The organism is Streptomyces sp. NBC_00316 (assembly GCF_036158715.1).
Lineage (GTDB): Bacteria > Actinomycetota > Actinomycetes > Streptomycetales > Streptomycetaceae > Streptomyces.
Genome location: NZ_CP108023.1, coordinates 2,864,621 through 2,888,762 on the forward strand (window position 1 = coordinate 2,864,621; position 24,142 = coordinate 2,888,762).

Genomic DNA, 24,142 nt, shown 5'->3' on the forward strand with positions numbered 1-24,142 from the left:
CGGCCCCCCATGGAGGCATGGGGGACCCCCTTCGACGGGCTGGATGTCGCCGCCCGTCCGGCGACCGGGGAGAACGATTCACGGGCGGCGGCGCCCGTATCCGCCCTACTCCACCCCGATCAGCAGCGCCGCTCCCTGGCCGCCGCCCCGGTACACCACCGTGTCCACCGCGAGGTAACCCTCCCGCACATGTTCCTCCAGCGCGTCGGCCAAGGCGTCCGTCACGTCCTCGCCCAGTACCAGCGTGACGAGTTCGCCGCCCGCCGCCAGCATCCGGTCGATCACCGCCCGGGCCGTACGGGGCACGTCCTCGCCGATGACCGCCACATCGCCGTCGATCAGACCCAGGATGTCGCCGGCCTGGCAGATGCCCGCCATGGTCCAGGACTGCCGCTCGGCGACGGTCAGTTCGCCGTAGCGGGTGGCGCCGGCCGCGGCGGTCATCGCCACCACGTCCTCGTCGAAGCTGCGGTCGGGTTCGTGGACGGCGAGCGCGGCGATGCCCTGGACGGCGGCCCGGGTCGGGATGAGGGCGACCCGGATCCCTTCGGCGCGGGCCTGTTCGGCGGCGGCGGCCGCGGTGTGGCGCAAATCGGCGTCGTTGGGCAGGAGGACCACCTCGCGGGCGTGCGCGCGGCGGATCGCGTCGACCAGTTCGCCGCTGGCGGGCGGTTCCCCGGGCCGGGCGAGCACCGTGGTCGCACCGGCCTCCGTGCACAGGCCGGAGAGCCCGTCGCCGGGGACCACCACGACGACACCGCGCTGCGCCGGCTCGCTGCGGTGCGGGTGGACCCGGTCGGCGCCGAAGTGCGTGATCCGGATCCGGTACGGCCGGCCGGCCTCGACGCCGGCCTCCACTGCCGCACCCGCGTCGTCGACGTGGACGTGGACGTTCCACAGCCCGTCGCCGCCGACCACGACGAGCGAGTCGCCGAGCCCGTCCAGCCGGGTCCGCAACCGGTCGACCGCGTCGTCCCCGGCCTCCAGCAGATAGATCACCTCGAAGGCGGGTCCGTCGTGCTCGACGGCCACCGTGCAGTCGACGTCGGCCGGGGCGATGCCCGAGATCACCCGGATCCCGTGCGCGGGCGCCTCCCCGCAGACCGCTTCGACGAGCGCGCCCAGGACGGTCACCAGGCCCCGCCCCCCTGCGTCGACGACGCCCGCCCGCCCGAGGACGGCAAGCTGCCCGGGGGTCGCGTCCAGCGCCGTGCACGCCCCTTCGTACGCCGCCTTCGCCACCGCCTGCGGACGCGGGTCGCCCGCCGTGCACCCGGCGGCCTCGGCGGCTGCGGTGGCCACGGTCAGCACGGTGCCCTCGACGGGGTGGGCGACGGCCTGCCGGGCCGCGGACGCCGCCCGGGCCAGCGCGAGCCGCAGATGGTCCGCGTCATGACCGTCGGCGAGCACCTCCGCCATGCCGCGCAGCAGCTGGGCCAGGATCGTGCCGGAATTCCCGCGGGCGCCGATCAGCGCCCCGTGCGCCATGGCCCGAGCGGCGTCACCGAGGGCGGGCACGGACGCACCGGTCTCGTGCGCGGCGAAGACCGCCTCGACGGCTGCGGCCGCGGACTCCACCGTCAGGTAGAGGTTGGTGCCGGTGTCCCCGTCGGCGACGGGGTACACATTGATCGCGTCGATCGCCGCGCGCTCCCGGCCCAGCGCATCCAGGGCGAGCGAGCACCAGGTACGCACCGCGCCGGCGTCGATGTCGTCGGCGGTCTGCGGCACGTGGTGTTCCTCCTGGAGAGCGACCGTGGGCGGCCGGCTGAACCGCAGAATAATCCTGCCCCGCAGGTCCGGCGGGGACAGGGGCGGGGGCGAGGGCGGCGAAACCCATGGTAGTTTCGTTCTACCGACGCGGCCGTTGTATGCTGCTTCGGTTGCCCGATGAGAGTCGGGCCTTTCCTCCGGTACGCCACTTCAGTCAAATGATTCCGGCGCGCCGGAATTCACTGTAAGTGCATCTGAAGTCTTTGGAGTGACCCGTGGCTGCCAACTGCGACGTCTGCGGCAAGGGGCCGGGCTTCGGCAACAACATTTCGCACTCGCACCGCCGTACGTCCCGTCGCTGGAATCCCAACATCCAGCGCGTGCGTGCCGTGGTCGGTCGGACGCCGAAGCGGCTCAACGTCTGCACCTCGTGCATCAAGGCCGGCAAGGTCGCGCGCTGACGTCCCCGTCGTTGCGCAGCCTTCCGGTTGCCCAAAAAGCCGGTCCACCTCGGTGGACCGGCTTTTTGCTGTGCTCCCGCAGCTGCTGCGCGCCCGGCAGCCGGGTCGTCGGATCGGCCTGAATGTCCTCACCGCCGCCGGAACGGGTCCGACGGCGGTGAGGACACAGGCCCGGCCCCCGTGTCACCCGGTCACCGGTTCTCCTGCGCGTCCTCGATCCCGCCGAAGTGGTCCCAGCCGCCCTTGCTCGTCCAGGGCGCACCGTCGACCGTGACCTGCGGCAGCGCCGACGGGTTGAGGACCTCGCCGATCACCTTCCAGCGGGCGGGCAGCTTCACGTCCGGCGGGAAGGTCGCCACGATCGCGTGGTCCTCTCCCCCGGTGAGCACCCACTGCAGCGGGTCCACGCCGACCGCCTGGCCGATGTCGGACATCTGCGAGGGGATGTCGATGAGGCCGGAGCGCAGATCGATCCGGACCTTGCTGGCCTCGGCGATGTGCCCGAGGTCGGCGACGAGTCCGTCGCTGACGTCGGTCATGGCGGTGGCGCCGAGTCCGGCGGCCGCGGGGCCCGCGTGGTACGGCGGTTCGGGACGCCGGTGGGCCTCGACGAAGGCGCGCGGCGAACGGAAGCCGCGGGAGAGCACGGCGTACCCGGCCGCGGACCAGCCGAGCCAGCCGGTCACGGCGACGACATCGCCGGGGCGGGCGCCGGACCGGGTGACCGGCTCGTGGTTGCGCAGATCGCCGAGTGCGGTGATCGCGACGGTGATGGTGTCGCCGCGGACGACATCGCCGCCGACCACGGCCGCCCCCGCGACCTGGCACTCGTCACGGAGGCCGTCCATCAGCTCGCCCGCCCAGGTGACCGGGAGTTCGGCGGGGACGACCAGGCCGAGCAGCAGCGCGGTGGGCACGGCGCCCATGGCGGCGATGTCGGCGAGATTCTGTGCGGCGGCCTTGCGGCCGACGTCGTACGCGGTCGACCAGTCGCGGCGGAAGTGCCGTCCCTCCAGCAGGACGTCCGTACTGGCCACGACCCTGCGGTCGGGAGCGGACACGACCGCGGCGTCGTCGCCGGGCCCCAGCCGTACCGCCGGAGTGGTGGTGAGCCGGGACGTGAGCTCCCTGATGAGCCCGAACTCCCCCAACTCACCCACGGTTCCCTTCACCGAGTCTCACCTCTCATCTATCGCGCCGGACAGAAGTCCGGCCTGGATCGGCGGCCGGAGGCCCGGACCATGGCCCGGCCGCCGTCGGAAGCAGTCTGCACCCGTTGTCACTGGCATGCCTGTCCCCCGTCTGCACCGCTGGACTTGCGGTCGCGGGCCGTCACTGCTGTCGGTACTGTCAAGACAAATGTCAACTTCCGGCATCCGTACGCCACGCGGTGGACGTCACAGGGCCCGCAGGTCTCCCCGCGGCCCGCGGCAACGCGATACCGTGGCGTCTCTTTCCCCCACATGATCCTCGTGGCCGCCCTGGAGGTTCCGTGGTACAGGCGTACATCCTTATTCAGACCGAGGTGGGCAAGGCGTCGACAGTCGCCGAGACCATCACGAAAATCCCGGGAGTGATCCAGGCAGAGGACGTCACCGGCCCCTACGACGTGATCGTGCGCGCACAGGCCGACACAGTCGATGAACTCGGACGCATGGTCGTCGCCAAGGTCCAGCAGGTGGAAGGCATCACCAGAACCCTGACCTGCCCGGTCGTCCATCTGTAGCCCCCGTCTACGCTGGGCCGGTGACGTCCTTCCGCCGCCGGCTTCGCCGCCCCGTCTTCCTCGGTCCGTCCGCTGCCGTTCTGCTGCTGGCCGCGGCGGGCTGTTCCGCCACGGACACCAGTGCGTCGATCGTGGTTCCCACCCCGGCGCCGGAAGCCGCAGCCTACTGCCGTGCACTGCACAAAGAGCTGCCGAAGACCGTCGCCGGACAGGAGCGCAACGACCCCGGGCCGAAGTCGGAGCTGACCGCCGGCTGGGGGGACGGGGCGATCGTACTGCGCTGCGGTGTCGACCGACCCGCAAAGATGGACGATCCGATGGCGAAGGGGACCGACGCGAACGGCGTCAACTGGCTGCTGGAGCAGCCGGAGGACGCCGGTCCGCGCTTCACCACCACCTATCGCAAGGCGTATGTCGAGGTGTCGTTCTCGACGGCGTACGCCCATGACGCCAGCCCGCTCGCGGCGTTCGCCGCGGCCGTCAGGAAGACGGTCCCCAGCAGTCTGTAGCCCGGCTCAGCGCAGGCCGGTGGGGCGGCGCAACGCCGCCTGGATCAGCCGGTCCACCAGCTCCTGGTAGCTCACACCGCTCTCCTGCCACATCCGCGGGTACATGGAGATCGGGGTGAAGCCCGGCAGCGTGTTGATCTCGTTGATCACGAAGCTGCCGTCCTCTGTGAGGAAGAAGTCGGCGCGCACCAGGCCCTCGCAGGACGCCGCCTCGAAGGCGTCGATAGCGAGCCGCTGGACCTCGGCCGTCTGCTCGTCGGTGAGCGGGGCGGGCACGATCCCGGACGCCGAGTCGATGTACTTGGCCTCGAAGTCGTAGAAGTCGTGGGCGGTGACCGGCGGGATCTCGGCGGGCACGCTGGCGCGCGGTCCCTCCTCGAACTCCAGCACGCCGCACTCGATCTCGCGTCCCCGCAGCAGCGACTCGACCAGGAACTTGGGGTCGTGGCGGCGGGCTTCCTCGATCGCCTCGTCGAGACCGGCGATGTCGTCGACCTTGGTGATGCCGATGGACGATCCGGCCCGGGCGGGCTTGATGAAGAGCGGCCAGCCGTGTTCACCGGCGAAGTCCACGATGCGCTTGCGGGCGGCGGAGCGGTCGGTGTCCCATTCGCGGGGGCGGACGACGACGTACGGGCCGACGGGCAGCCCGAACGAGGTGAACACCCGCTTCATGTACTCCTTGTCCTGGCCGACGGCCGAGGCGAGCACGCCCGCGCCCACGTACGGCACCCCGGACAGCTCCAGGAGCCCCTGGAGGGTGCCGTCCTCGCCGTAGGGGCCGTGCAGCACGGGGAAGACGACATCGACCTCACCCAGCGCCTTGGGTACCGAGCCGGGCTCGCTGTAGACCACCTCGCGGCTGCCGGGGTCGACGGAGAGCACCACGCCGCCCTCGGTGGACTCGGCCAACTGGGCCACGTCCGGCATCGCGCGGTCGGTGATGGCCATCCGCTCGGGTTCGTCGGCCGTGAGCGCCCAGCGGCCGTCCGTCGTGATACCGATCGGCAGGACGTCGTACTTGGTCCGGTCGATGGCGTTCAGGACGGCACCTGCCGTGACGACCGAAATGCCGTGTTCGGAGCTGCGGCCGCCGAACACGACGGCCACACGCGGCTTGCGGAGCTGCTGCTCCGGGCTCTGGGGGAGGTTCTCGCTGCTCATATCGCGATGAGCGTACCTGCTGGTACGGGTCTCGTCAGCGTCCCCGGGGGCGACCCGCGTGCCCGGCCGGCCGGTCAGTGCCGCTCGGCCTTCGCGCTGCGCGACATCAGCTCGCCCAGAGCGACCATCGGCGGCTTGCCCTCGTGGACGATGGAGACGACCGTCTCCGTGAGGGGCATGTCGACGCCGTGCCGGCGCGCCAGATCGAGCACCGATTCACAGGACTTGACGCCCTCGGCGGTCTGCTTGGTGACGGCGATGGTCTCTTCCAGCGTCATGCCGCGGCCGAGGTTGGTGCCGAAGGTGTGGTTGCGCGACAGCGGCGAGGAGCAGGTCGCCACCAGATCGCCGAGGCCCGCGAGTCCGGAGAACGTCAGCGGGTCCGCGCCCATGGCGAGGCCGAGCCGGGTGGTCTCGGCGAGGCCGCGGGTGATGAGCGAGCCCTTGGCGTTGTCACCGAGGCCCATCCCGTCGGCGATGCCGACGGCGAGACCGATGACGTTCTTGACCGCGCCTCCGAGTTCGGAGCCGACCACGTCGGTGAGGGTGTACGGGCGGAAGTACGGGGTGTGGCAGGCGGCCTGGAGGCGGCGGGCCACCGACTCGTCCTGGCAGGCGACGACGGCCGCGGCGGGGCGGCGTTCGGCGATCTCCTTGGCCAGATTGGGGCCGGTGATGACGGCGATGCGGTTCGCGGGGACCTTGGTGACGTCCTCGATGACCTCGCTCATCCGCTTGGCGGTGCCGAGTTCGACACCCTTCATCAGCGAGACGAGGACGGTGTCCGGGCCCAGGTGCGGGGCCCAGTCGGCGAGGTTGGCGCGCAACGTCTGCGACGGCACGACGAGCATGGCGAAGTCGGCCCCGCGCAGCGCCTCGGCGGCGTCGGTGGTGGCCCTGACGGACTCGGGGAGTTCAATTCCCGGCAGGTAGTCGGGGTTGGTACGGGTCGTGTTGATCGCCTCGACGAGCTCGGCGCGACGGCCCCAGAGGGTGACCTCGCACCCTGCGTCGGCGAGGACCATGCCGAAGGCCGTACCCCATGAGCCGGTTCCGAAGACGGCTGCCTTTACGGGGTGCGTCACTTGGGAGCCTCTCCTTCGGCCTTGCGCCGCTGTTCGGCACGCGCCTTGCGGTGGTCGTAGAGCTCGGCGGGGGCCTTCTCACCGCGTACGGCTTCGAGCTGGGCGGTCACCGCGGCCATGATGACCTCGGTCGCCTCGCGCAGGACGTCGGGCGTCGGTTCCTTGTCGTAGAACCGGGAGAGGTCGACGGGCGGTCCGGCCTGCACCTGGAGCGTCTTGCGGGGGAAGAGCCGGAGCTTGTTCTCCTTGGCGTAGGGCGGCATCGCCAGGTTGGCGCCCCACTGGGCGACGGGGATGACCGGGGCCTTCGTCATCAACGCGACGCGGGCGGCACCGGTCTTGCCGGCCATCGGCCACATGTCGGGGTCGCGGGTGAGGGTGCCCTCCGGGTAGAAGGCGACGCATTCACCGCGCTCGATGGCGTCGACGGCGGCCCGGAAGGCGTCCAGGGCGTTGGTCGTCTCGCGGTACACGGGGATCTGTCCGGTGCCGCGCAGCATCATTCCGACGAAGGGCGTCTTGAAGAGACCCGCCTTGGCGAGAAGCCGCGGCACCCGGCCGGTGTTGTACTGGAAGTGTCCGTAGGAAAGCGGATCCAGGTACGAGTTGTGATTGACCGCAGTGATGAATCCGCCGTCGGCCGGAATGTGTTCCATTCCCCGCCAGTCACGCTTGAACAGAACCACCAGTGGCGGTTTGGCGATGACCGCCGCCAGGCGGTACCAGAAGCCGATTCTGCGGCCGGACACTCGGACACCTTCCTCTACGGACCTGACGTGCTGCCTGGCTGTGGGCGGCCAATTGTGGCCCCAGGCCCTTGCTCTGTCGAGAACACCGTACGCCCCGCCACCGGAGCCGACCCTCCGGGTTGTCGCACCGGCAGGCGAGAATGAACGGCGATGCGCACCGAGGGGGAGATCGCCACGAACACCGACCCGACCGGCCTGTGGTCCCTGGTCGTCCCGTTGAAGCCGCTGGCACACGGCAAGAGCAGACTGCGGCGGGCCGCCGGCGACCTGCTGCGTCCCCGGCTCGCGCTGGCCTTCGCCCAGGACACCGTGGCCGCCGCGCTGTCCTGCGGGGGCGTGCGGGATGTGGTGGTCGTCACGGACGACCCGGTGGCCGCGGCCGCGCTCGCGGCGCTCGGGGCGCGCACCGTGCCCGACGAACCGGCCGCGGGGCTCAACGCCGCGCTGGCCCACGGCGAGCGGGCGGTACGCGACCGGTGGCCCGCCTCGGCGGTCGCGGCGCTCAACGCGGACCTGCCCGCACTGCGCCCCGAGGAATTGGCCCGGGTGCTCGAAAATGCCGCCGAATTCCCTCGCGCATTTGTCGCGGATACCGCGGGAATCGGTACGACATTTCTGTCGGCTTCACCGGGGGTGGAATTGCGTCCGGCTTTCGGTGGTCCGTCGAGAGCCCGGCATCTTTCCTCGGGCGCGGTGGAAATCACGTCGGCCGGTATCGAATCGGTGCGCCAGGACGTGGACACCGGTGACGATCTGCGGGCCGCCGTCCGCCTCGGCGTGGGCCCGCACACCGCGGGCCGCTGGGCCGCGGGGGTGCCCGCGGGGGACCGATAGGCTGCCGTTCATGCAGGCGACCTCGTACACGTACGACCCAGAGACCCGCACCGGCAGCGTGCTGCTCGACGACGGCACCCCGGTGGACTTCGACGCCCCGGCGTTCGACGCGGGCGGCCTGCGGCTGCTGCGCCCCGGGCAGCGGGTGCGGATCGAGGTCACGGGCGAGGGCGCGGACCTGCGGATCACTCTGGTGACGCTGCAGACGTTCTGAAGGCGCTCCGGGCCGCCGGCCGGACCCCGGACAGCCCGCGGGCCGGGCTCCCCAGGGGGAGCCCGGCCCGGCGCATGTGAGCAGCCCTGCGCTGCCCGGTCTCACTTCTTCCGCGCGACGGCCTTCTTGGCCGTGGTCTTGCGCGCCGTGGTCTTCTTCGCGGGCGCCTTCTTCGCCGTGGCCTTCTTGGCCGGCGCGGTCTTCTTGGCGGTGGCCGTCTTCTTCGCCGCGGCCGCCGTGGTCTTCTTCGCTGCTGCCGTGGTCTTCTTGGCCGCCGCGGTGGTCTTCTTCGCCGTGGTCTTCTTCGCGGCCGTGGTCTTCGCCGCGGTCACGGTCTTCTTGGCGGCGGCCTTCTTCGCCGTGGCCTTCTTGGCAGTGGCCTTCTTGGCAGCGGCCTTGGTGGTCGCGCGCGTGGAAGCACCGCCCGAGAGGCTGCCCTTGGGCGCCTTCTTCACGGCCACTTCGCCGCCCTTGGGGAGCTTCTTCGAGCCGCTGACCAGGTCCTTGAAGCCCTGTCCCGCGCGGAAGCGGGGCACCGAGGTCTTCTTGACCCGCACGCGCTCACCCGTCTGCGGGTTGCGGGCGTAGCGGGCCGGGCGGTCGACCTTCTCGAACGAGCCGAAGCCGGTGACCGAGACACGGTCTCCCGCGACGACCGCACGGACGATCGCGTCGAGTACCACGTCGACGGCGTCTGCGGCCTGCTGGCGGCCGCCGACCTTGTCGGCAATCGCTTCTACGAGCTGCGCCTTGTTCACGTCTTCCCCTTCGGAGACATTGCCAGAACGAATGTGTTCAAGCCTTTTCGCACGTTAGGCAGATATATACCGCAAATCAAACACGAAACGGGCTAATCACCCTAGTGCCGCAACGAAGTCGACCGCTGCGCAGTTCACGGAGTCAGTCACCTTCGGGGAATCGGCCCTCATCGAGGTCCTTCATCAAACGGTCCAGACGCCTTGCCGCATCCGGTAGATCGTGCTTCGCCGCGGCCGTGACGACCAGCAGCTTCCGGGACAGCGCCATCCGTACGCCCTCCGGGACTTGCAGTGCGCGCACTCGTGCGTGCGCTTCCTTCAATCGGTCGGCGACTTGGCCGTAAAGCTTGAGTTGGCTGTCGCGTTCCATGCACCGATTGTGCCATCTGGGGCGAGTTGTCGCCCGACGGGGTCTCAACAAGCGACTGCGCCCTCTACCAGAAGGCAGAGGGCGCAGTACTGGAAACGCGCTGCTCAGGCGTTAATTGTACGCGGCTTGAAGGTCGGCCTTGCCGCCTCATAAGTCGCGATGTCCGCTTCGTTCTGAAGGGTGAGGCTGATGTCGTCCAGCCCGTTCAGCAGTCGCCAGCGGGCGTTCTCGTCGAGCTCGAAGTCGGCCGTGACGCCCTCGGCCCGGACTTGGCGGGCCTCCAGGTCGACGGTGATCTCGGCCGTGGGGTCGGCCTCGGTCAGCTCCCAGAGCGCGTCTACGACCTTCTGGTCGAGGACGACGGTCAGCAGGCCGTTCTTCAGCGAGTTGCCACGGAAGATGTCGGCGAACCGGGAGGAGATGACGGCCTTGAAGCCGTAGTTCTGCAGGGCCCAGACGGCGTGTTCACGCGACGACCCGGTACCGAAGTCGGGACCGGCCACCAGGACCGTGGCGCCGTCCCGCTCGGGGCGGTTGAGGACGAAGTCCTCGTCCTTGCGCCAGGCCTCGAAGAGTCCGTCCTCGAAGCCGTCGCGGGTGACCTTCTTCAGCCAGTGGGCGGGGATGATCTGGTCGGTGTCGACGTTGCTGCGGCGCAGCGGGACGGCCCGGCCGGTGTGTGCGGTGAAAGCTTCCATGATTCTCAGACTCCGGCGGGCGTACGGACGTCGGACAGGTCGGCCGGCGAGGCCAGGTGGCCCAGCACGGCGGTGGCGGCGGCGACCTGCGGGGAGACCAGGTGGGTACGGCCGCCCTTGCCCTGCCGGCCCTCGAAGTTGCGGTTCGAGGTGGAGGCGGAGCGCTCGCCGGGGGCCAGCTGGTCGGGGTTCATACCGAGGCACATCGAGCAACCTGCGTGCCGCCATTCGGCGCCGGCCGCGGTGAAGACCTTGTCCAGGCCCTCCTCGACGGCCTGCAGGGCGACCCGGACCGAGCCCGGGACGACCAGCATCCGTACGCCGTCGGCGACTTTGCGGCCCTCCAGGACGGAGGCGACGTTACGCAGGTCCTCGATGCGGCCGTTGGTGCAGGAGCCTACGAAGACGGTGTCGACACTGATCTCGCGCAGCGCCTGCCCGGCGGTCAACCCCATGTATTCCAGGGCCTTTTCGGCGGCGTTGCGCTCCGAGGCGTCCTCGTACGAAGCCGGGTCGGGGACGTTCGCCGACAGGGGCGCGCCCTGGCCGGGGTTGGTGCCCCAGGTGACGAACGGGGCCAGTTCCGCGGCGTCGATGACGACCTCGGCGTCGAAGACCGCGTCGTCGTCCGTGCGCAGCGTCTTCCAGTACGCGACGGCGGCGTCCCACTCCTCGCCCTGCGGGGCGTGGTCGCGGCCCTTCAGGTAGTCGAACGTGGTCTCGTCCGGGGCGATCATGCCGGCCCGGGCGCCCGCCTCGATCGACATGTTGCAGATGGTCATCCGCGCTTCCATCGAGAGCTTCTCGATGGCGGAGCCGCGGTATTCGAGGATGTACCCCTGGCCGCCACCGGTGCCGATCCGGGCGATGATCGCCAGGATCAGGTCCTTGGCCGTGACACCGTCGGGCAGTTCGCCGTCGATGGTGATCGCCATGGTCCTCGGACGGGCCAGCGGCAGCGTCTGGGTGGCCAGCACGTGCTCGACCTGGCTGGTGCCGATTCCGAACGCCAGGGCGCCGAACGCGCCGTGCGTGGACGTGTGGGAGTCGCCGCAGACGACCGTGGTGCCGGGCTGGGTGAGCCCCAGCTGCGGGCCGACCACGTGCACGACGCCCTGCTCGACATCGCCCAGCGGGTGCAGCCGTACACCGAACTCCGCGCAGTTCTTGCGCAGCGTCTCCAACTGGGCGCGGGAGACCGGGTCGGCGATCGGCTTGTCGATGTCGAGGGTCGGGGTGTTGTGATCCTCGGTGGCGATGGTGAGGTCGAGGCGCCGCACCTTGCGTCCGGCCTGACGGAGGCCGTCGAAGGCCTGGGGGCTGGTCACCTCGTGCAGCAGGTGCAGATCGATGAAGAGAAGATCGGGCTCGCCCTCGGCGCGCCGGACGACGTGGTCGTCCCAGACCTTCTCCGCGAGTGTCCTACCCATCGCTTTCCCTCCGGCCGGCGTCGTCGCCGGCCCAACTAGAGATTCCGTGGCCCCCGTCCCGACCCCCGTACGGGGCGGTGGCTGCCGGCCCTTGTACGGCCGCACCTACAGGTTCGCAACTTCCGGGGAAAATTGAACTTGCGTTTCACAGAGTGAGACGCGAGTATCGTCGTATGGACAACTCTAGCGGCGTCGGCGTTCTCGACAAGGCAGCTCTGGTATTGAGCGCCCTGGAGTCCGGTCCGGCCACCCTCGCCGGACTGGTCGCGGCGACAGGGCTCGCACGACCCACGGCCCATCGACTGGCCGTGGCACTGGAACACCACCGGATGGTGGCGAGGGACATGCAGGGCCGTTTCATCCTCGGCCCGCGGCTGTCGGAGCTCGCGGCCGCGGCCGGCGAGGACCGGCTGCTGGCGACGGCCGGCCCGGTGCTCACGCATCTGCGCGACATCACCGGCGAGAGCGCACAGCTCTACCGCCGGCAGGGCGACATGCGGATCTGCGTGGCGGCGGCGGAGCGTCTGTCCGGACTGCGGGACACCGTGCCGGTCGGCTCCACGCTCACCATGAAGGCCGGCTCGTCGGCCCAGATCCTGATGGCCTGGGAGGAGCCGGAGCGCCTGCACCGCGGCCTCCAGGGGGCCCGCTTCACGGCGACGGCGCTCTCCGGCGTACGGCGGCGCGGCTGGGCCCAGTCGATCGGCGAGCGGGAGCCGGGCGTCGCCTCGGTCTCGGCGCCGGTGCGCGGGCCGTCGAACCGGGTGGTGGCCGCCGTCTCGGTCTCCGGACCGATCGAGCGGCTGACCCGCCACCCGGGCCGGATGCACGCCCAGGCGGTCATCGACTCGGCCGCGCGGCTGAGCGAGGCCCTGCGCCGCTCCGGCTGACCTTCCCGCTCCCTGATCCGTTCCCTCCTGACCCGAAAGAGGCCGCCCCAGCGTCGTGGCGGCCCTGTTCAGCCCTCCCGCCCCGTGGACGAGCGGTGCGCGAGACGGTCCGCCGCCCGGCGGCCCCGCCCTTCGACGGGCAGCACCCCGGTCGCCGCAGCCAGTCCGTACGGCGGCATGTCGGCGTAGATCGACTCGTACGATCCCTCGGGTGCGATGTACGTCTCGTGCCACAGCCCCACGTGCTGCCGGGACTTCTTCTCCTTGCGGTTCATCATCGCCCAGGCCTTGCGGTGGAACATGTCGGGAGCGCTCGCGTACGCGTACAGCTTCTCCTTCGACTCCCAGTACTGGACGACGTAGTACGTCCGCGGCGATCCCGTCAGCAGCGTGCAGCCGAGCAGTCCACGGCTCCTGTCACGCCTCAACTCCCGCAGCATGCGCGGCATTGCGGCCAGCACGGGCAGCCAGTGGTGCACGCCCCAGAAGTGGTTGATGCGCATCCCGATGAGCAGGACGACCACATCTCCCTCGGCGGCCGCGGTCGTCCGTCCCGGTATCGGCTTCGCGAACATGTCATTCCCCCTGCCTCGTGGGCGATCATTGGAGAGCGCCACTATCCAATGATTGGATAGTGGCACTGCCCAATGGGGTGCGCAAGGGAAGGCACGGAAGATGCGACTCTCGGAACTGAGCGAGCAGAGCGGCGTCACGACCGCGACGATCAAGTACTACCTGCGCGAGGGGCTGCTGCCGCCCGGTGAACGCATCAGCGCGACCCAGGCCGAGTACGGCGAGACCCATCTGCGCCGGCTGCGTCTGGTCCGGGCGCTGATCCAGGTCGGCCGCCTCCCGGTGACGACGGCCCGCGAGGTCCTCTCCCATGTCGACGACGAGTCCCTCGGCCGCACGATCCGCCTCGGCGCGGCCCTGTGGGCGCTGCCGCACGGCCCCGAGCCGGACGAGGAGGCCCCGGAGACGGCCGTCGCACGCCAGGAGGCGGACCGGCTTCTCGACCGGCTCGGCTGGGCGTTCGTCCAGGACCTCGGCTCGCTGGACCCCGTGTACCGCGCGCTGGTCGCCTCGATGGCCACCCTCATCCGGCTCGGCTACCCCTGTGACATCGACTACTTGGCGGAGCAGGCCCGCCTCATGGAGCAAGTCGCAGCCCGGGACCTGGACATGATGGAGTCGTATCCGGCGGGCGTCGAGCAGGTGGAGATGGCGGTCACCTCGGTCGTGCTCCACGAACCGCTGCTGCTGGCGCTGCGCAGGCTGGCTCAGGAGGAGGAGTCGGCGCGGCGGTACGGCCTCTGAACGCGACGGGGCCCGCACCAACGGGCCCCGGACATACGGCAAAGGGCCCCTCACCGAAGTGAAGGACCCTTGCCTTGCTGCTCTGTTGTACCCCCGACCGGATTCGAACCGGCGCTACTGCCGTGAGAGGGCAGCGTGCTAGGCCGCTACACAACGGGGGCGTGTTTTACTGCATCTTGCGCTGGGCTACCAGGACTCGAACCTAGAATGACGGTACCAGAAACCGTAGTGTTGCCAATTACACCATAGCCCATGGTGTTACAAGTACCCCCGACCGGATTCGAACCGGCGCTACTGCCGTGAGAGGGCAGCGTGCTAGGCCGCTACACAACGGGGGCCCTAGCGATCCTGCATCGAAATCATGGGTGCGACCCAGATGATTTCGCGGGAAGGATCTGTACCCCCGACCGGATTCGAACCGGCGCTACTGCCGTGAGAGGGCAGCGTGCTAGGCCGCTACACAACGGGGGCGTGTTGTTACAGATGAAGCTCTGCGCTGGGCTACCAGGACTCGAACCTAGAATGACGGTACCAGAAACCGTAGTGTTGCCAATTACACCATAGCCCACCAAAACTCAACCCCCAGAGGGGATTTTGTTCGGCTTGCGCTTCCCGGCCGGATCTTTCGGCCCGCTCGGGCGGCGCAGGAAGAACATTACCCGAAGGTGTCCGACGCTCCAAAACGGGTATTGCCTGCCAGCAGCCCGGGCAGCTGATCGAGACCCGTGATGCGCACCAGATCGGGCCGCCCGCCCCGCCCGCCCCGGTCCAGCCAGACCCCGTTCAGCCCGGCCGCCACGGCCCCTCCCGCGTCGATGTCCGGATGGTCCCCCACGTACACGACGTCCTTCGGCGCCAGGCCGAGCGCGTCGCAGGCGGCGTGGAACGCCCCGGCCTCCGGCTTCGAGACGCCGAGCTCCACCGCACACACGACGGCCTCGAAGCGGTCGCGCACGCCGAGGACGCGCAGCTTGCGGTCCTGGTTGACGATGCTGGAGTTCGACAGGACGGCCTGCCGGTACCTGCCGGCCAGCAGCTCCAGGACCGGCGCGGCGTCCGGGAAGAGCGACCAGGCGGCCTCGTAGTGGGCGAGATGCCCCGCGAACCAGTCGTCGGCCTCGGCGTCCGTCAGCGGCCGTCCGAGGAACGCACGGACCCGGTCCCGGCGCTGCCCCTGGAAGTCGGTCTCCCCCGCGGCGAAACGGGCCCAGTGCACGTCCGTGAGGGCCCGCCATCCGTCGAGGGCCTGCTCGACGGATGCGTATCCGCCGGGCAGGCCCTCGCTCGCCAGATGTCTGTGCATACCGACGCGGTCGGCACCCGTGTAATCGAAGATCGTGTCGTCGATGTCCCAGATCACGGCTCTGATCGGCATGGGGCCACGCTACCGCTCGCCGGGCGGCGCGCGGCCACGGGACCGGCGCACCGGCGGCTCTTCCCGGGACAGCCCTGTTCCCCGCACGGCCGCGTCGCGGTGCCGTGCCGGACCTGCTGGGACTCCTCGCCACGACCGGCCGGGACAGCGGTACCGGGGCCGTCGAGCCCTGCGCGCAGGACCTCGGCGCGATCGTCCGCGGCATACCGGAAGGGGGCGGCCACCGGGACGATCCGGTGGCCGCCCCCTCCGGGCGTACAGGAGACGCTTACGCGGCCAGCTTCGCCAGCGCCGCGTCGATGCGGGCGATCGTCTTCTCGCGGCCCAGGATCTCCAGGGACTCGAAGAGCGGCAGGCCGATCGTGCGGCCGGTGACGGCGACGCGGACCGGGGCCTGTGCCTTGCCGAGCTTCAGGCCATGCTCCTCGCCGGCGGCGAGAACCGCGTTCTTGAGGGCCTCGGCGTTCCACTCGGCGGCGATCAGCTTGGCCCGGGCGGTCACGAGCAGGGCGTCGGAGCCCTCCTTCATCGCCTTGGCCCAGGACGCCTCGTCCTCGGCCGGCTCGTCGAGGAAGAGGAAGTCGACGTTGGCCGTGATGTCGGAGAGGACGGTGACGCGGGTCTGGGCGTGCGGGGCGATCGCCGCGAACTGCTCCGCGTCGAAGGACTCCGGGGCCCAGGGGGCGAACGGGGCCTTCAGCCAGGGGCCGCACGCCTCGGTGAACGTCTTCACGTCGAGCATGCGGATGTGCTCGGCGTTGATGTGCTCGCACTTCTTCAGGTCGAAGCGCGCCGGGTTGGCGTTGACGTCCTTGATGTCGAACGCGGCCACCATCTCGTCGATGGAGAAGATGTCGCGGTCCTCGGCGATCGACCAGCCGAGCAGCGAGAGGTAGTTGAGCAGCCCCTCCGGGAGGAAGCCGCGCTCGCGGTACAGGTTGAGCGAGGCCTGCGGGTCGCGCTTGGAGAGCTTCTTGTTGCCCTCGCCCATGACGTACGGAAGGTGCCCGAAGACCGGGGTGTCCTTGGCGATGCCGAGCTCGATCAGCGCCTTGTACAGGGCGATCTGACGCGGGGTGGAGGAGAGAAGATCCTCGCCGCGCAGGACGTGGGTGATCTCCATCAGCGCGTCGTCGACCGGGTTGACCAGCGTGTAGAGCGGGGCGCCGTTGGCCCGGACGATGCCGTAGTCCGGCACGTTCTCCGGCTGGAAGGTCAGCTCGCCGCGGACCAGGTCGGTGAAGGTGAGCGCCTCGTCGGGCATCCGGAAGCGGACGATGGACGTCCGGCCCTCGGCCTCGTACCCGGCGATCTGCTCGGCGGTCAGGTCGCGGCAGTGGCCGTCGTAGCCGGACGGCCTGCCGGCGGCGCGGGCGGCGTCGCGCCGGGTGTCGAGCTCCTCGGTGGTGCAGTAGCAGTGGTACGCGTACCCGCCGGCCAGGAGCTTCTCGGCGACGTCCTTGTAGATGTCCATGCGCTGCGACTGCCGGTACGGCGCGTGCGGGCCGCCGACCTCCGGGCCCTCGTCCCAGTCGAAGCCGAGCCAGCGCATCGAGTCGAGCAGCTGCTCGTACGACTCCTCGGAGTCGCGGGCCGCGTCGGTGTCCTCGATGCGGAAGACCAGGGTGCCGCCGTGGTGCCGGGCGAAGGCCCAGTTGAAGAGGGCGGTGCGGACCAGACCCACGTGGGGGTTGCCGGTCGGGGAGGGACAGAAACGTACGCGGGGGGAGTTCGTGTTAGCCACGCTTGATCACCTTGTTGGTGAGAGTGCCGATGCCTTCGATGGTGACGGCGACCTCGTCGCCGACCTGCAGGGGGCCGACCCCTGCCGGGGTGCCCGTGAGGATCACATCGCCCGGAAGCAGCGTCATGGCCTCCGTGATGTGGACGACCAGGTCCTCGATGGAGCGGATCATTTCGCTCGTACGGCCCAGTTGGCGCTGCTCGCCGTTGACCGTGGTCTGGACGCCGAGGTCGCTGGGGTCGAGGTCGGTCTCCACCCAGGGGCCGAGCGGGCAGGACGTGTCGAAGCCTTTGGCCCGGGCCCACTGCTTCTCACGCTTCTGGGCATCGCGGGCGGTGACGTCATTGGCGCAGGTGTAGCCGAAGATGACGTCCTTGACGCGCTCACGCGGCACTTCGCGGCACATCCGGCCGATGACCACGGCCAGTTCGCCCTCGTAATGCACGTCGTCCGAGAAGGAGGGGTACTCGATGGCGTCCCCGGAGCCGATCACCGACGTGGTGGGCTTGAAGAAGGCGACCGGTACCTCCGGGACCTCGTTGCCGAGTTCGGCGGCGTGCTCCGCGTAGTTGCGGCCGATGGCCACGACCTTGTTGGGGAGTACGGGCGGCAGCAGCCGGACCTTGCTCAGCGGGACCTTGGTACCGGAGAGTTCGAAGTCGGCGTACGGGATGCCCTTGATGATGTCGAGGACGAGGTCGCCGGAGTCGACGGTGCCGTCGCCCTCGACCGCGCCGAACGCGACATTGCCGTCGATGGAGAACCTGGCGATGCGCACGGGATGCTGTCGCCCCTCACTTGCTGGCTGGCTGAAGACTGACGCCCCAGGCTAACGCGGGTGAGGGGGACAACCGCGCGTATTACTCGGTGGCGGCGGCCGGGGCTGCCATCAGGATGGTGCGCCGCGGGTTGGCGGTCTGCGTCGGCAGGTCGATGGCGTGCTCCGGCTGCTCCGGCGTCTGCAGCGCTTCGGCGTCCTCGAGGTGCGCCAGCGTGGTGCGCCGGGGGTTGGCAATGTTGCGGAACATCATCGTCGTCTTCATCTGCCGTTCGGACCCTGTCGCTACGGGCGCCACCCGGAGGGGCGCCGGTTGTCGGATTTGCCATCCCTGTAAAGCGCCAGGCTAAACATCCAATTCCCTCCCGATCCCCGGATGAGACGGCGATCATCATGTGAGTTTGCTCACGAAGTCGCCGACAATTGCCCCATTCCGGACGCTCGATCGTGATCGAGAAAACGGACAATGCGCCACTGAATCAGCCATTCCGCTCCTGATCATGTCGACTGGGACACCTCTCGGTCGCATCCGATTGGGCGGTAATGATCCGTTTTGGCCGTGAACACTCTCCACATCTGGTTACCCAGCCGTCACTACGTGTCACTCCGGTCACAGCGTGGTGCCTGGGCCTTGTTGGAGATCCGGCACTGTGCTGGAATTCCACGCACCGCCGCGGGTTTCAGGCCGGCGCGCAGGGGCGCAACGCAGCGCCGAGTGGCGGCGGGAAGGGGGAGAGCGCCGGTCACTCACGACCACCATGGGGCGGGAAACAACGCCCCACGACGCCGACACCGTCCTGCCCGTCTACGCGGGAGGACGCCTGGTCCAGAGGTTGCGACGCTAGTGCAGGGACGTTTCAAGAGGGATGGCAGCGCTGCGGCGGAACAGGAGCCGCGCGGCGGGACCGACCGCGGTTCCTCGCCCCAGCACGCCCAGAACCCCGGACCGGCCGCGGCCGGCGACAGCAGCGACCGTGCCCCGCGCTCGGCTGCCGCGGCGAGCAGCGGCACCGATCAGGTGGCCGCGCTCAAGGCCCGCGGCCCGATCAACACGGGTTCGCGGATAGCTCTTCGCAACTGGCGCATCAGTACGCGCCTGGTCTCGCTGCTCGCCCTTCCGGTGGTCGCCGCGACCACCCTGGGTGGTCTGCGCATCAACGACTCCATGAACGACATGCAGCAGCTGGACCACATGCAGCTGCTCACCCAGATGACCAAGCAGGCGACCTCGCTCGCCCAGGCGCTCCAGGAGGAGCGCGACCGGTCGGCGGGTCCGCTGTCGAACGGGGTCAAGGCCACCGACTTCAAGGTGACCGAGCCGCGCAAGAAGACCGACCGGGCGAAGGCCGCGTTCTTCGACGCGACGAGCGCGATCGGCAACACCGACGGCGACGAGGCACTCGAGGGCATCCACGCGAGCGTCGCGCAGATCTCCAGCCAGCTGGGCCAGATCCGCGACATCCGCAAGAGCGCGTACGAGGCGGACACCCCGAGCCTCCAGACCGTCGACGCGTACAGCCAGCTGATCACCCTGCTGCTGAGCCTCTCTCAGGACATGGCGCAGGCGACCAGCAACCCCGAGATGATCAAGCGCACCCGCGCCCTGGCGGCGTTCTCCTCCGCCAAGGAGTACGCGTCGGTGCAGCGAGCGATCATCGCCGCCGCACTGCCCAGCGGCAACGACAAGGCACCGCACTTCGACCAGAACGACCAGCAGTTCGGCCGCGCCGCCCTCAAGAAGGAAACGCTGGCGCTGAAGTCGTTCAACGCGACGTACACGGCCACGGGCCAGAACGCCGAGGAACTGACGGCGACGCTGGAGAACGGCAACCCGGAGATCAAGGCGGCCGACACCTACGCACAGAAGGTGCTCGACAGCCCCACCGGCATGAAGGGCACGTCGCGCCGCTCGTACCTGGACTGGTACGACCAGAGCTCCACCAAGATCCAGGCGATGAAGACCATCGAGGAGACCCTCCTCGGCGACATGGAGGGCAAGGCCCGCGAGCTCCGCGACCAGTCGGAGCGCGAGGCCATCATCAGCGGTGCGCTCATCCTGCTGGTGCTCGGTGTCTCGCTGGTCGGCGCCTTCGTCGTCGCCCGGTCCATGATCCGCTCGCTGCGGCGGCTGCAGGACACCGCGACCCGGGTCGCCCAGGACCGTCTGCCCGAGCTCGTCAAGCAGCTCTCCGAGGCGGACCCGCAGGACGTCGACACCTCGGTCGAGTCGGTCGGCGTGCACTCCCGGGACGAGATCGGCAAGGTGGCCGCGGCCTTCGACGACGTGCACCGTGAGGCAGTCCGTCTCGCCGCCGAGCAGGCCCTGCTGCGGGGCAACGTCAACGCGATGTTCACCAACCTCTCGCGGCGTTCGCAGGGTCTCATCCAGCGTCAGCTCTCGCTCATCTCCGAGCTGGAGTCGCGCGAGGCCGACCCGGACCAGCTGTCCTCCCTCTTCAAGCTCGACCACCTCGCGACCCGTATGCGCCGTAACGGCGAAAACCTCCTCGTCCTCGCGGGCGAGGAGCCGGGCCGCCGGTGGACCCGCCCCGTCCCGCTCGTCGACGTGCTCCGTGCCGCCGCCTCCGAGGTGGAGCAGTACGAGCGCATCGAACTGGCCGCGGTACCCGCCACCGAGGTCGCCGGCCGCGTGGTCAACGACCTCGTGCACCTGCTCGCCGAGCTGCTGGAGAACGCCACGTCGTTCTCCTCGCCGCAGACGAAGGTCCGGGTCACCGGTCACGCGCTGCCCGACGGCCGGGTGCTCGTGGAGATCCACGACACCGGTATCGGTCTCTCCCCCGAGGACCTCGCGGCCATCAACGAGCGGCTCGCGTCGCCGCCCACCGTGGACGTCTCGGTCTCCCGTCGCATGGGTCTGTTCGTGGTCGGCCGGCTGTCCCTGCGTCACGGCATCCGGATCCAGCTGCGGCCCTCCGACTCCGGTGGTACGACCGCGCTGGTCATGCTCCCCGTCGACGTCGCGCACGGCGGCAAGCAGCCGCCGTCGAAGCAGGCCCCGGGTCAGCAGTCGGGCGACCGGGGCGGCAACCGTCCCGGGCTCGGCGGCACTCCGGGGGCTCCGGCCGCACGGGGTCTCGGCGCGACGGCCGGTGCGCCGCGCGGGCAGGTCGGCACGGGCTCCGGTCCGCGGGCCGCCCTGCCGGCGCGCGACGGCGGCCCCCGCCAGCAGGGCCAGCCGAACCAGCAGCCTCAGCAGGGCCAGCAGAACGCCGGCTTCCAGAACACCGGGATGTCCGGCAACGGCCCGCAGGACTTCTCGCGGCAGGAGCCGCCACGTCAGGGCGGCGGGGCCGCCGGTGCCTTCGGCGGCGGTGCCCGGCTCGGCGCTCGGGGCGGCCAGGGCGATCCCGGCCGTGCGGAGCCCGGCCAGGCCAACCTGTTCGGTCAGAGCCGGCCGGGGCAGTACGAGCAGCCCGGCCAGCAGAACGGTCCGGCCGGACGGCAGGCGCCGCAGCCGCAGCAGGCCCGGCACAACGGCCCCGACAACCAGGGCGGCTTCCAGCAGTCCGGCGGCCCCGGCCGTCAGCTGCCGCCCGTCGGCGGTCCCCGTGCCGAGCTGCCCGGTGGCAATCCGCAGCCGCAGCGTCCGCAGACCACCAGCTGGGGCACCGAAGACCCGTCGGCGGGGCGGCGTGCTCCGCTCGACGCCCCGCGCGGTCACGAGGAGCCCGAGTCCAGCGGCCAGTTCCAGCGGCCGATGAACCCCTCGATGGGCCAGCGCCCGCCGCTGGACGACCGGCAGGGCCCCGGCTCCACCGCCGAGTTCGCCCGCCCCGACTTCTCGGCACCGGCGCCGCACAACCAGGTCCCGCAGTACCAGGACCCGGCGGGCACCGCGCAGTTCGCCCGCCCGGACTTCGGCCGCCCGCAGCCCTCGCAGGACCAGGGGCTGCCGGCACCGCGTCAGCGCGGCCGGGACAACGAGGACTTCCGTCCCCCGCGTCCCGCCCCCGCTCCGGCGAACGAGGCGCAGTACCGTCCGGTGCTGCCGCCGCAGCCGCAGCCCGAGGCGCTGCCTCCGGCGGCCGGCCCCGGGGACGGTCGTACACCGCTGTACGACACCCTGGAGACGAACTGGTTCCACGGCCCGCAGCAGGGCGGTCAGCAGCCGCAGGCACCGGCCGCCGCCCCACAGCGGCCCGCCGCACAGAGCCGTCCCGCTCCCCCGATGCCGCGTCGCGGTGCGGGTGACGCGGGCGCCACCACCACGTCCTGGCGTGCCTCGCCGAACGACGAACTCGTACGGCAGGCGGAGCGGGCCAAGAAGCCCGCAGCAGGCGGAATCACCACTTCCGGTCTGCCTCGCCGGGTACCGCGTGCCAATCTGGTGCCGGGCACCGCCCAGCAGCAGAGCCATCAGTCAGGTCCCCAGGTCTCGCGTGCGCCCGATGACGTGCGCGGGCGTCTGACCAATCTCCGCCGGGGTATCCAGCAGGGGCGGCAGGCCAACAACAACGGCCCATCGACCGGCAGTTACCCACTCGGCCCCACTCACCAGCAGGAGCGTTAGTTGAGCCCGATGAGTCAGGCCGCACAGAATCTGAACTGGCTGATCACCAACTTCGTGGACAACACCCCCGGGGTGTCGCACACGGTGGTGGTCTCCGCCGACGGACTCCTGCTGGCCATGTCCGAAGGATTCCCGCGCGACCGCGCCGACCAGCTGGCGGCTGTCGCTTCCGGGCTTACCTCGCTGACCGCGGGCGCCTCCCGGATCTTCGAGGGCGGCGCCGTCAGTCAGACCGTCGTGGAGATGGAGCGCGGGTTCCTCTTCCTGATGTCCGTCTCGGACGGCTCGTCGCTGGCCGTGCTCGCCCACCCGGACGCCGACATCGGTCTGGTCGGGTACGAGATGGCCCTTCTGGTCGACCGCGCGGGAACCGTCCTGACCCCCGACCTGCGCGCCGAGCTCCAGGGCAGCCTGCTCCACTAGGCGGCCATGAACCGGTGAACGACGCGATCCCCCCAGGTCCCGCACTTCCACCCTCGACCGTCCGGCCGCTTCAGCCCCCCACCGGCCCCTTAAGACGGCAAGCCGACGCTCAGCTGTCACGCCCGGAGGATTCATGACCCCGCCACCCGCCTCGCCCGATCCGTACGGCGCGCTGCACAACGCGTCGTACGAAGGTGAAGGCGACCAGCCGCTGGTCCGTCCGTATGCCATGACCGGCGGCCGGACCCGGCCGCGTTACCAGCTCGCCATAGAGGCGCTGGTCTCGACCACGGCCGACCCGGCACACCTGGGGACCCTGCTCCCGGAGCACCAGCGGATCTGCCACCTGTGCCGTGAGGTCAAGTCGGTCGCCGAGGTGTCGGCGCTGCTGTCGATGCCGCTCGGTGTGGCCCGGATCCTTGTTGCGGACCTGGCGGAAGCCGGCATGGTGGCCATCCACCAGCCGGGCAACGGAGAGGCCGGCGGCGCGCCGGATGTGACACTGCTCGAAAGGGTGCTCAGTGGACTTCGCAAGCTCTAGCGGCGGAGCGGCCCGGGCCACCACCTCCGCGAAGATCGTGGTGGCGGGCGGTTTCGGCGTGGGTAAAACCACGTTCGTCGGTGCCGTTTCGGAGATCAACCCGCTGCGTACGGAAGCCGTGATGACGTCCGCGTCCGCGGGCATCGACGACCTGACGCACACCGGCGGCAAGACCACCACGACGGTGGCCATGGACTTCGGCCGTATCACCCTGGACCAGGACCTGATCCTGTACCTCTTCGGTACACCGGGCCAGGACCGGTTCTGGTTCATGTGGGACGACCTGGTCCGCGGCGCCATCGGCGCCGTCGTCCTGGTGGACACCCGCCGCCTCGCCGACTGCTTCCCCGCCGTCGACTACTTCGAGAACAGCGGACTGCCCTTCGTCATCGCCCTCAACGGCTTCGACGGACACCAGCCCTACACCCCCGACGAGGTGCGTGAGGCCCTGCAGATCGGCCCCGACACCCCGATCATCACGACGGACGCACGCCACCGCGGCGATGCGAAGAGCGGCCTGATCACGCTCGTGGAGCATGCGCTGATGGCCCGCCTGAAGTAGCCGGAGGCTCACCGCAAGTCGGTAGGGCCGTACGGAAGTTGCTGTACGCGCACGGGGGTGGACTGTGTCGTTTGACACGATCCACCCCCGTGTTCATAACGTTTCGAATGAGAATTGCTCCGGCATCAATACCCGTTGCATTCAATTGGTGCCGCTGCGCTCACATGAGCCCCGCCTTTTGGCGGGGCTCGCTCTTTATGCCCGTTTTATCTAGGGCCTGGACCACTCGGAATGGCTGATTCCGACTGTTTGGAACGCGGCCGGTCC

Annotated in this window: 25 protein-coding genes and 5 tRNA genes; 11 read left to right on the top strand and 19 right to left on the bottom strand. The window is 70.0% G+C overall.

Annotated elements, in window-relative coordinates:
- Positions 1 to 105 precede the first annotated feature (105 nt).
- Positions 106 to 1,731, bottom strand: coding sequence for a DAK2 domain-containing protein (locus tag OG878_RS12600; RefSeq protein ID WP_328886881.1), 1,626 nt, complete (start codon positions 1,729 to 1,731; stop codon positions 106 to 108).
- 257 nt (positions 1,732 to 1,988) lie between these two features.
- On the opposite strand from OG878_RS12600, the gene rpmB reads away from it, so the two are divergent.
- The gene (gene rpmB, locus OG878_RS12605) at positions 1,989 to 2,174 is read left to right on the top strand and encodes a 50S ribosomal protein L28 (protein WP_030928661.1); all 186 of its coding nucleotides are present in this window, start codon (positions 1,989 to 1,991) and stop codon (positions 2,172 to 2,174) included.
- Between the two features lie 191 nt (positions 2,175 to 2,365).
- Here the strand turns inward: rpmB and OG878_RS12610 are convergent, their stop codons facing one another.
- A complete protein-coding gene (locus tag OG878_RS12610; RefSeq protein ID WP_328886882.1) occupies positions 2,366 to 3,346 on the bottom strand; it encodes a thiamine-phosphate kinase in 981 nt (326 codons plus the stop codon).
- Positions 3,347 to 3,666: 320 nt separating this feature from the next.
- Here OG878_RS12610 and OG878_RS12615 point away from each other — a divergent pair, with 320 nt between their 5' ends.
- Together OG878_RS12615 and OG878_RS12620 are read left to right on the top strand one after the other, a co-directional pair.
- Positions 3,667 to 3,900 carry an Lrp/AsnC family transcriptional regulator gene (locus OG878_RS12615; RefSeq protein ID WP_030928667.1) on the top strand — a complete coding sequence of 78 codons (234 nt, stop codon included), beginning with the start codon at positions 3,667 to 3,669 and terminating at the stop codon, positions 3,898 to 3,900.
- 20 nt (positions 3,901 to 3,920) lie between these two features.
- Positions 3,921 to 4,409 (top strand): DUF3515 domain-containing protein, encoded by a 489-nt coding sequence (locus OG878_RS12620; RefSeq protein ID WP_328886883.1) that lies wholly within the window; start codon positions 3,921 to 3,923, stop codon positions 4,407 to 4,409.
- A 6-nt stretch (positions 4,410 to 4,415) separates the two neighbouring features.
- Here OG878_RS12620 and OG878_RS12625 read toward each other — a convergent pair whose 3' ends face one another.
- The 3 genes from OG878_RS12625 to OG878_RS12635 all read right to left on the bottom strand — a co-directional run bounded on the left by OG878_RS12625 (position 4,416) and on the right by OG878_RS12635 (position 7,407).
- A complete protein-coding gene (locus OG878_RS12625; protein ID WP_328886884.1) occupies positions 4,416 to 5,573 on the bottom strand; it encodes a D-alanine--D-alanine ligase family protein in 1,158 nt (385 codons plus the stop codon).
- Between the two features lie 74 nt (positions 5,574 to 5,647).
- Positions 5,648 to 6,658 (bottom strand): NAD(P)H-dependent glycerol-3-phosphate dehydrogenase, encoded by a 1,011-nt coding sequence (locus tag OG878_RS12630; protein ID WP_328886885.1) that lies wholly within the window; start codon positions 6,656 to 6,658, stop codon positions 5,648 to 5,650.
- Positions 6,655 to 7,407: a lysophospholipid acyltransferase family protein gene (locus OG878_RS12635; protein ID WP_328886886.1), complete on the bottom strand. Its 753-nt coding sequence runs from the start codon at positions 7,405 to 7,407 to the stop codon at positions 6,655 to 6,657. The genes OG878_RS12630 and OG878_RS12635 overlap by 4 nt, the downstream gene beginning before the upstream one ends.
- Before the next feature lie 150 nt (positions 7,408 to 7,557).
- On the opposite strand from OG878_RS12635, the gene cofC reads away from it, so the two are divergent.
- Both cofC and OG878_RS12645 read left to right on the top strand, forming a co-directional pair.
- The gene (gene cofC, locus OG878_RS12640; RefSeq protein ID WP_328886887.1) at positions 7,558 to 8,241 is read left to right on the top strand and encodes a 2-phospho-L-lactate guanylyltransferase; all 684 of its coding nucleotides are present in this window, start codon (positions 7,558 to 7,560) and stop codon (positions 8,239 to 8,241) included.
- Between the two features lie 10 nt (positions 8,242 to 8,251).
- A complete protein-coding gene (locus tag OG878_RS12645) occupies positions 8,252 to 8,455 on the top strand; it encodes a hypothetical protein (RefSeq protein ID WP_277328562.1) in 204 nt (67 codons plus the stop codon).
- Positions 8,456 to 8,556: 101 nt separating this feature from the next.
- On the opposite strand, the gene OG878_RS12650 is transcribed toward OG878_RS12645, so the two are convergent.
- The 4 genes from OG878_RS12650 to leuC form a co-directional block, all read right to left on the bottom strand.
- Complete coding sequence (locus OG878_RS12650) at positions 8,557 to 9,213, bottom strand: HU family DNA-binding protein (protein ID WP_328886888.1); 657 nt, start codon at positions 9,211 to 9,213, stop codon at positions 8,557 to 8,559.
- Between the two features lie 142 nt (positions 9,214 to 9,355).
- Entirely contained in the window at positions 9,356 to 9,583 is a 228-nt protein-coding gene (locus OG878_RS12655) for a hypothetical protein (RefSeq protein WP_266924228.1), read from the bottom strand.
- Positions 9,584 to 9,687: 104 nt separating this feature from the next.
- Positions 9,688 to 10,281, bottom strand: a complete 594-nt coding sequence (gene leuD / locus OG878_RS12660; RefSeq protein ID WP_328886889.1) for a 3-isopropylmalate dehydratase small subunit — start codon at positions 10,279 to 10,281, stop codon at positions 9,688 to 9,690.
- A gap of 5 nt (positions 10,282 to 10,286) precedes the next feature.
- Positions 10,287 to 11,711: a 3-isopropylmalate dehydratase large subunit gene (leuC, locus tag OG878_RS12665; protein ID WP_328886890.1), complete on the bottom strand. Its 1,425-nt coding sequence runs from the start codon at positions 11,709 to 11,711 to the stop codon at positions 10,287 to 10,289.
- A gap of 173 nt (positions 11,712 to 11,884) precedes the next feature.
- Between leuC and ndgR the strand changes: the two genes are divergently transcribed.
- On the top strand, positions 11,885 to 12,601 hold the full coding sequence (gene ndgR / locus OG878_RS12670; protein WP_026237628.1) for an IclR family transcriptional regulator NdgR: 717 nt from the start codon (positions 11,885 to 11,887) through the stop codon (positions 12,599 to 12,601).
- 68 nt (positions 12,602 to 12,669) lie between these two features.
- Here the strand turns inward: ndgR and OG878_RS12675 are convergent, their stop codons facing one another.
- Positions 12,670 to 13,176 carry a DUF4188 domain-containing protein gene (locus OG878_RS12675; protein ID WP_328886891.1) on the bottom strand — a complete coding sequence of 169 codons (507 nt, stop codon included), beginning with the start codon at positions 13,174 to 13,176 and terminating at the stop codon, positions 12,670 to 12,672.
- Positions 13,177 to 13,276: 100 nt separating this feature from the next.
- Here OG878_RS12675 and OG878_RS12680 point away from each other — a divergent pair, with 100 nt between their 5' ends.
- Positions 13,277 to 13,918 carry a MerR family transcriptional regulator gene (locus tag OG878_RS12680; RefSeq protein WP_328886892.1) on the top strand — a complete coding sequence of 214 codons (642 nt, stop codon included), beginning with the start codon at positions 13,277 to 13,279 and terminating at the stop codon, positions 13,916 to 13,918.
- Positions 13,919 to 14,006: 88 nt separating this feature from the next.
- Here the strand turns inward: OG878_RS12680 and OG878_RS12685 are convergent.
- The 9 genes from OG878_RS12685 to OG878_RS12725 form a co-directional block, all read right to left on the bottom strand.
- A tRNA-Glu gene (locus OG878_RS12685) sits at positions 14,007 to 14,079 on the bottom strand.
- Positions 14,080 to 14,099: 20 nt separating this feature from the next.
- Positions 14,100 to 14,171 (bottom strand) — tRNA-Gln (locus OG878_RS12690).
- A gap of 12 nt (positions 14,172 to 14,183) precedes the next feature.
- Positions 14,184 to 14,256: transfer RNA gene (locus tag OG878_RS12695), tRNA-Glu, on the bottom strand.
- Between the two features lie 60 nt (positions 14,257 to 14,316).
- A tRNA-Glu gene (locus OG878_RS12700) sits at positions 14,317 to 14,389 on the bottom strand.
- A gap of 25 nt (positions 14,390 to 14,414) precedes the next feature.
- Positions 14,415 to 14,486: transfer RNA gene (locus tag OG878_RS12705), tRNA-Gln, on the bottom strand.
- Between the two features lie 87 nt (positions 14,487 to 14,573).
- Positions 14,574 to 15,293 carry an HAD family hydrolase gene (locus tag OG878_RS12710; protein ID WP_328886893.1) on the bottom strand — a complete coding sequence of 240 codons (720 nt, stop codon included), beginning with the start codon at positions 15,291 to 15,293 and terminating at the stop codon, positions 14,574 to 14,576.
- A gap of 268 nt (positions 15,294 to 15,561) precedes the next feature.
- The gene (gltX, locus tag OG878_RS12715; protein WP_328886894.1) at positions 15,562 to 17,037 is read right to left on the bottom strand and encodes a glutamate--tRNA ligase; all 1,476 of its coding nucleotides are present in this window, start codon (positions 17,035 to 17,037) and stop codon (positions 15,562 to 15,564) included.
- The gene (locus tag OG878_RS12720) at positions 17,030 to 17,815 is read right to left on the bottom strand and encodes a fumarylacetoacetate hydrolase family protein (protein WP_328886895.1); all 786 of its coding nucleotides are present in this window, start codon (positions 17,813 to 17,815) and stop codon (positions 17,030 to 17,032) included. Before OG878_RS12720 ends, gltX begins: the two co-directional genes overlap by 8 nt.
- Positions 17,816 to 17,897: 82 nt before the next feature.
- Positions 17,898 to 18,080, bottom strand: coding sequence for a hypothetical protein (locus OG878_RS12725; RefSeq protein ID WP_328886896.1), 183 nt, complete (start codon positions 18,078 to 18,080; stop codon positions 17,898 to 17,900).
- A gap of 579 nt (positions 18,081 to 18,659) precedes the next feature.
- Between OG878_RS12725 and OG878_RS12730 the strand changes: the two genes are divergently transcribed.
- The 4 genes from OG878_RS12730 (at position 18,660) to OG878_RS12745 (ending at position 23,875) form a co-directional block, all read left to right on the top strand.
- Positions 18,660 to 22,349 (top strand): sensor histidine kinase, encoded by a 3,690-nt coding sequence (locus OG878_RS12730; protein ID WP_328886897.1) that lies wholly within the window; start codon positions 18,660 to 18,662, stop codon positions 22,347 to 22,349.
- A gap of 9 nt (positions 22,350 to 22,358) precedes the next feature.
- Complete coding sequence (locus OG878_RS12735; protein WP_024495006.1) at positions 22,359 to 22,772, top strand: roadblock/LC7 domain-containing protein; 414 nt, start codon at positions 22,359 to 22,361, stop codon at positions 22,770 to 22,772.
- Positions 22,773 to 22,905: 133 nt separating this feature from the next.
- Positions 22,906 to 23,313: a DUF742 domain-containing protein gene (locus OG878_RS12740; protein ID WP_277328550.1), complete on the top strand. Its 408-nt coding sequence runs from the start codon at positions 22,906 to 22,908 to the stop codon at positions 23,311 to 23,313.
- Positions 23,294 to 23,875, top strand: coding sequence for a GTP-binding protein (locus tag OG878_RS12745; protein ID WP_073738725.1), 582 nt, complete (start codon positions 23,294 to 23,296; stop codon positions 23,873 to 23,875). The genes OG878_RS12740 and OG878_RS12745 overlap by 20 nt, the downstream gene beginning before the upstream one ends.
- Positions 23,876 to 24,142: the final 267 nt, after the last annotated feature.

Bases quoted from the DNA above. Each gene is read 5' to 3' on its own strand.
- OG878_RS12625 (WP_328886884.1), bottom strand. From the start codon at position 5,573: ATGAGCAGCGAGAACCTCCCCCAGAGCCCGGAGCAGCAGCTCCGCAAG.
- cofC (WP_328886887.1), top strand. From the start codon at position 7,558: ATGCGCACCGAGGGGGAGATCGCCACGAACACCGACCCGACCGGCCTG.
- OG878_RS12645 (WP_277328562.1), top strand. From the start codon at position 8,252: ATGCAGGCGACCTCGTACACGTACGACCCAGAGACCCGCACCGGCAGC.
- OG878_RS12655 (WP_266924228.1), bottom strand. From the start codon at position 9,583: ATGGAACGCGACAGCCAACTCAAGCTTTACGGCCAAGTCGCCGACCGA.
- leuD (WP_328886889.1), bottom strand. From the start codon at position 10,281: ATGGAAGCTTTCACCGCACACACCGGCCGGGCCGTCCCGCTGCGCCGC.
- leuC (WP_328886890.1), bottom strand. From the start codon at position 11,711: ATGGGTAGGACACTCGCGGAGAAGGTCTGGGACGACCACGTCGTCCGG.
- ndgR (WP_026237628.1), top strand. From the start codon at position 11,885: ATGGACAACTCTAGCGGCGTCGGCGTTCTCGACAAGGCAGCTCTGGTA.
- OG878_RS12675 (WP_328886891.1), bottom strand. From the start codon at position 13,176: ATGTTCGCGAAGCCGATACCGGGACGGACGACCGCGGCCGCCGAGGGA.
- OG878_RS12680 (WP_328886892.1), top strand. From the start codon at position 13,277: ATGCGACTCTCGGAACTGAGCGAGCAGAGCGGCGTCACGACCGCGACG.
- OG878_RS12710 (WP_328886893.1), bottom strand. From the start codon at position 15,293: ATGCCGATCAGAGCCGTGATCTGGGACATCGACGACACGATCTTCGAT.
- OG878_RS12725 (WP_328886896.1), bottom strand. From the start codon at position 18,080: ATGAAGACGACGATGATGTTCCGCAACATTGCCAACCCCCGGCGCACC.
- OG878_RS12735 (WP_024495006.1), top strand. From the start codon at position 22,359: ATGAGTCAGGCCGCACAGAATCTGAACTGGCTGATCACCAACTTCGTG.
- OG878_RS12740 (WP_277328550.1), top strand. From the start codon at position 22,906: ATGACCCCGCCACCCGCCTCGCCCGATCCGTACGGCGCGCTGCACAAC.